Source organism: Streptomyces sp. NPDC006265 (assembly GCF_040613555.1).
Lineage (GTDB): Bacteria > Actinomycetota > Actinomycetes > Streptomycetales > Streptomycetaceae > Streptomyces.
This window is the reverse complement of the sequence record NZ_JBEXSH010000651.1, coordinates 1-5,257: the sequence shown is the minus strand read 5'-3', so window position 1 is coordinate 5,257 and position 5,257 is coordinate 1. Positions and strand designations below refer to the sequence as shown.

Sequence of the window (5,257 nt, the reverse complement as noted above, 5' to 3'; positions counted from 1 at the left end):
GGCGAGCCGGTCGGCCAGGGCCGCCAGCACGTGCGCCGCGCGCAGCCGCTCGCCGTCGGCGGGCGGGGCAGGCGGTGCCAGGCTCCTCATGGGCGGCCGGGGCATGCCCATGAGGACGGGAAGCGCGGCCGACAGTCGCCGCACGGTGTCAGCCGGGTCGGCCAGCACCGCCAACTCCACCGGGCTGCGGTGGGCCTCCTCCGGGTCGTCGGTGATCACGGCGAGCCGGGTACCGGGTTCTACGTAGGGGCCCTGCTCGTACGGATACTGCCGGAACACCGGTGCCCCCACGGCCAGTACGGCGTCGTGTCCGGCCAGCGCCGCCCGCAGCCGCGACCGGGCCGAGGGCAGGTGCCCGGCGAAGAGCCGGTGATCCTGCGGGAAGCCTGCCCGGGCCCCGAACGACTCCTGCCACACCGGGCAGTCCAGCCGTTCCGCCAGCGCCGTCAGGCTCCTCCACCCCTGCGGCGAGTCGTTCCCGGCGCCCGCCACCAGGCACGGTGCGGTGGCCCCGCGCAGCATCTGGGCGAGTGCGTCGACCGCCGGGCCGTCGGCGCTTCGGGTCCCGTGCAGTGCCGCCGGTGCGGCCAGGACCGCGTCCGGGTCCGCCTCGGCATGCCAGTCGTCCATCGGTACGACCACCACCGCGGGGCCCCGTCCGTTCCGCGCCTCGTGCCACGCCCGGGCGATCGCACCCGGCACGTCCTGCGCCCGCGCCGGGGTGTGCTGCCACACCGGGTACTCTCCGGCCAGCCCGTCCAACCGCCCGGTCAGGAATGGCTCATGGGCGAGGTGCCGCCGGTCCTGCTGGCCGACGATCACCACCAGCGGCGCCCGGTTCGCCCGCGCGGTCGCCAGCGCGCTCACGGCGTTGCCGTACCCGGCGGTCGTATGCAGCAGCACCAGCGCCGGCCGACCGCTCTTCAGCGCGTACCCGGTGGCCATACCCACCACCGAACCCTCGTGCAGTCCGAGGACGAACTCGATATCGGCCGGCAGGTCGGCGAGGAAGCCGACCTCTGTCGAACCCGGATTGCTGAACAGGGTCGTGAGTCCGTACTGGCGCAGGACCTCAAAGGTCGCGTCCCTGATCGTCTGGGCCGTTCTGGCTGTTGCCACGCGGTCCCCCTTTCGGACTTTCGGAACGCGACGCTAGGCGCGGCCACCGTGGTCGGACCACAGGCGAGTTCACTATGCGAGATCCCCGCGAACGCCTTGCCTTCCCCTCAGCAATGGGCTCCGCGGGAGGGGGCACCTCCCGGCCGAAGGCCGGGGGAGAGTCCGGCGCAGCCGTCCCGAAGCGGGCGAAGCGCCCGCGACGCGGCGGCAGAGGAAAGGGTCAGCCGACGCCCGGCAGGACCGCCCCCGTGGACAGAGCCGTGTGCAGACGCCCGGTGATCACCCGAGTGGTGTCGAGGACGGCATCGATCTCGGCGGGACCGGGGCGTTCGACGGTGAACACGATGGAGACGGATGCGACGGCGTTGCCGGAGGGTGAGACGACAGGGGCGGAGAGGGAGCCGAGGCCGAGGACGACCTCGCTGCGGCTGGTGGCGTAGCCGGCGGCGCGGGCCCGGGTGATCTCGGGGCGTTCGTCGTCGCGCGGGGGTTCGGCGGCGAGCATGGCGATGCCGGGAGAGCCGAGGGTGAGGGGGTGCCGGTCACCTGGGGTGTAGACGGTGCGGGAGCGGACGCTCTCCACCTCGACGGAGACGAGAGTGACCGCCTCGTCACCGTCGCGGACGACGAAGAAGGCGGTCAGCCCGACGCGGGCGGCGAGCTTGGCGATCTCGGGTTTGGCGATTCGCTGGAGTACGGGGAGCGTGCGGCGGCCCAGTGACTGGGCGCGCGTGCCGAGCACGTATCCCTGCGGGGTGTGCGCGATCAGGCGGTGGTCCTGGAGGGTGCGCAGCAGGCGGTAGATGATCGACCGGTGCAGCCCCATCCGCTGACTCAGCTCGGCCAGCGACAGCGGCTCGTGCGACAGCGCGATCAGCTCAAGCAGCCGCAGCCCCCGGTCCAGGGTCTGAACGGAGGGTCTGAGGGCGTCCGGCTCGCCCGGTTCGCTTCCGCTTCCTCGCGCTTCGCCCATACCGTCACCTTACGCGCCTTCCGAATCCTCCAGCTCGGAGAAGGTTGCCTCGGTCACCCCCGGCAGGACCGCTCGGCGTGGCTCGTGATGGTGGACTTGGTGATCATGCGGCCGTCCGGTCCGTGGATCCGGGAACAGCCGCCGTCGGCGGACAGCAGGCGGCGTTGCTCGAGTCGCACGACGGACCCGACTTCATCGGACCGTAGACGCGGGGTCCCAGCTGGTGAACGAGCCGTTTCGCCATGAGAGAGGCGGACGAACCGTCTTGTTTCATCACCGTTCCACAACGGCGTCGCCGCCGTTTCTCATATCGAATCCATGCACTGTGCACCGGCTCCGCGCAGCCCTACGTTCACCGCGTCGTCACTAGGAGCCGGGAGTCACCGCATGAACCACTCCGCGCAGCAGCCGAAGAACCAGCCGAACAGACGAACCGTCCTGCGGGCCCTCGGGCTCGGCGCCGCCACCGCGGGCGCCGCGCCGCTGATCGCCGCCTGTGGCGGGGGCCTGAAGGGCTCCGGATCCTCGTCCGGCGACGTCATCAAGATCGGTTACGTGAGCCCGCGCACCGGTGCGTACGCGGCCTTCGCCGAGTCCGACGAGTACATCCTCAAGCAGGCCAGAGCAGCCTTCGCCAAGGGCATCAAGTACGACGGCAAGACCTACAAGGTGCAGATCCTCGACCGCGACACCGGCTCCGACCCGCAGCAGGCGGCGACGATCGCGAACGAACTGATCTCCCAGCAGGGCGTGGACCTGATGCTGGTCACGTCGACGCCGGAGACCGTGCACCCAGTCGCCAACAAGTGCGAGAGCGAGGGCGTGCCCTGCATCTCGACCATCGAGCCCTGGCAGTCGTACTTCTTCGGACGTGGCGGCAACCCGCAGAAGCCGTTCACGTACACGTACCACTTCTTCGACGGCATCGAGCACGTCGTCACCGGCGAGAGCGACATCTGGCGGATGTTCGACACCAACAAGAAGGTCGGTGTCCTGTGGCCGAACGACGCCGACGGCGGCGCGTTCCGCGACAAGAAGACCGGCTTCCGCGCGCAGGCCGGGGCCAAGGGCTTCACCTTCGTCGACCCGGGCGCCTACGAGGACGGGACGAAGGACTTCTCGTCGATCATCGCGACGTTCAAGAAGGAGGACGTGCAGATCCTGGCGGGTGTGCCGACGCCGCCGGACTTCGCGACCTTCTGGACGCAGGCCGCCCAGCAGGGCTTCAAGCCGAAGGTGGTCACCATCGCCAAGGCCATCCTCTTCGAGTCGTCGGTCGCCTCGCTGCCGAACGGCCTGGGCGACGGACTGTGCACGGAGAGCTGGTGGCTGCCGCAGTTCCCGTTCAGCTCCAGCCTGACCGGGCAGACCTCGCAGCAGCTCGCCGACGACTACGGGAAGTCCGCGCAGGCCAAGGGCCGCAGGTGGAACCAGGCGCTCGGCTTCAACCACGCCCTGTTCGAGATCGCGGACAACGTCCTGCGGCACGCGAACCCCAAGGACAAGAAGGCTGTCGCCAACCGGATCGGAAAGACCAGCCTGGACACGGTCATCGGCCGCGTCGACTGGACCGCGGGCGGCGCGGCCAACCCGGTCAAGAACGTCGCCGCCATCCCGGTGGTCAGCACCCAGTGGGTCAAGGGCAGTGGCGGCGCGTACGACCTGAAGATCGTCGGCAACACGCTGATCCCCGAGGCCAAGATCGACATGAAGGCCCGGGAGCTGTGACGGCGCCGGCGCTCCAGCCGCTGCTGGAGGTCGAGCACCTGGCCGTCAGCTTCGGGGCCCTCAACGTCCTGGAGGACGTCGAGCTGGCGGTCCCGCGCGGCCAGGCCGTCGGCATCGTCGGCCCGAACGGGGCCGGCAAGTCGACGCTGCTGAGCGCCATCTCGGGCGTCGAGCCCGTCACCCGGGGCACCGTACGGCTCGGCGGCCGCGACGTCACCCGCGCCTCCGCCGCCCAGCGGTGCCGGCTCGGGGTCGGCCGGTCCTTCCAGATCCCCCGCCCGTTCGGGGATCTGACGGTCTTCGAGAACGTCCTGGTCGGCGCCCAACGCGGGGCCGGGCTGCGCGGGGCCCACGCCCGCGAACAGGCCCTCACCGCGCTGGAGACCACCGGCATGCTCCCGGTCGCCAACAAGCCGGCCGGCGGCCTGCCGCTGCTCGGCCGCAAGCGCCTGGAGCTGGCCCGGGCCCTGGCCACCGCCCCCGAGCTGCTCCTGCTCGACGAGATCGCAGGCGGCCTCACCGAGAGCGAGGCCGACGAACTGGTCGGCACCGTCCTGTCGCTGAAGGAGGCCGGCGTGACCATCCTGTGGATCGAGCACGTCGTCAAGGCCCTGGTCCAGGTCGTGGACCGGTTGGTCTGCCTCGCGTATGGCCGCATCCGCGTCGACGGCGACCCGCACGAGGTCCTCGCCAGCCCCGAGGTCGCCGAGGTCTACCTGGGAGGTACGCCAGCATGAGCAGGCCACTGCTGCACCTCGATGCGATCGATGCTGGATACGGGGACTTCCAGGCTCTTTTCGGCATCACCCTCGACGTCGCCGAAGGCGAACTCCTCGCCCTTGTCGGTGCCAATGGCGCCGGCAAGTCCACCCTGCTGCGGACCGTCGCCGGGGCTCTCAAGCCCTTCAGCGGAACCGTCCGCTTCGACGGGGAGGACGTCACCGCCCTCCCCGACATCCACCGCTCCCGCAAGGGCATCGGCCTCGTCCCCGAGGGGCGGCGGCTCTTCCCGTCCCTCACCGTCGAGGAGAACCTCCGGGTCGGCGGCGCCACCGGCCGCAAAGGCCCGTGGGACCTGAAGAAGGTGTACGAGATGATGCCGCTCGTCGCCGACCGCCGCACTCGCAAGGCCGCCCGCCTCTCCGGAGGCGAGCAGCAGGCCGTCGCCATCGGCCGCGCCCTGATGGGCAACCCCCGCCTGCTGCTGCTCGACGAGGTGTCGCTCGGCCTCGCGCCGCTGGTCGTCGAGCAGCTCTACACGGCGCTTCCCGGCATCCGCACCGAGGGCACCACCGTCGTCCTCGTGGAGCAGGACCTGACCCGCACCTTCGCGGTCGCCGACCGCATCGCCTGCGTCCTGGAGGGCCGCGTCGTCCTGACCGCCCCGTCCGCCGCCGGCGCCGATGTCGCGGACCTCGGGGACGCGTCCGCCGACGA

The 5,257-nt window shown here is 71.0% G+C and carries 6 protein-coding genes; 3 read left to right on the top strand and 3 right to left on the bottom strand.

All coding sequences use genetic code 11. The annotated features are described in order from the left end of the window. From ABZ281_RS36495 to ABZ281_RS36485, 3 genes are all read right to left on the bottom strand, one after another. On the bottom strand, positions 1-1,119 hold a 1,119-nt coding region (locus tag ABZ281_RS36495), incomplete at its 3' end, for a thiamine pyrophosphate-binding protein (protein WP_356662345.1). Between the two features lie 220 nt (positions 1,120-1,339). Next, a complete protein-coding gene (locus ABZ281_RS36490) occupies positions 1,340-2,092 on the bottom strand; it encodes an IclR family transcriptional regulator (protein ID WP_356662344.1) in 753 nt (250 codons plus the stop codon). A 53-nt stretch (positions 2,093-2,145) separates the two neighbouring features. Then, on the bottom strand, positions 2,146-2,271 hold the full coding sequence (locus tag ABZ281_RS36485) for a hypothetical protein (RefSeq protein ID WP_356662343.1): 126 nt from the start codon (positions 2,269-2,271) through the stop codon (positions 2,146-2,148). A gap of 208 nt (positions 2,272-2,479) precedes the next feature. On the opposite strand from ABZ281_RS36485, the gene ABZ281_RS36480 reads away from it, so the two are divergent. The 3 genes from ABZ281_RS36480 to ABZ281_RS36470 all read left to right on the top strand — a co-directional run. Next, positions 2,480-3,820: an ABC transporter substrate-binding protein gene (locus ABZ281_RS36480; protein ID WP_356662342.1), complete on the top strand. Its 1,341-nt coding sequence runs from the start codon at positions 2,480-2,482 to the stop codon at positions 3,818-3,820. Then, positions 3,817-4,557, top strand: a complete 741-nt coding sequence (locus ABZ281_RS36475; protein ID WP_356662341.1) for an ABC transporter ATP-binding protein — start codon at positions 3,817-3,819, stop codon at positions 4,555-4,557. Before ABZ281_RS36480 ends, ABZ281_RS36475 begins: the two co-directional genes overlap by 4 nt. Further along, positions 4,554-5,257: ABC transporter ATP-binding protein (locus ABZ281_RS36470; protein ID WP_356662340.1), on the top strand; the 704-nt coding region annotated here is incomplete at its 3' end. The genes ABZ281_RS36475 and ABZ281_RS36470, both read left to right, overlap by 4 nt.

Excerpts from the sequence above, each read along its gene's own strand:
- ABZ281_RS36490 (WP_356662344.1), bottom strand. The coding sequence starts at position 2,092 with ATGGGCGAAGCGCGAGGAAGCGGAAGCGAACCGGGCGAGCCGGACGCC.
- ABZ281_RS36480 (WP_356662342.1), top strand. The coding sequence starts at position 2,480 with ATGAACCACTCCGCGCAGCAGCCGAAGAACCAGCCGAACAGACGAACC.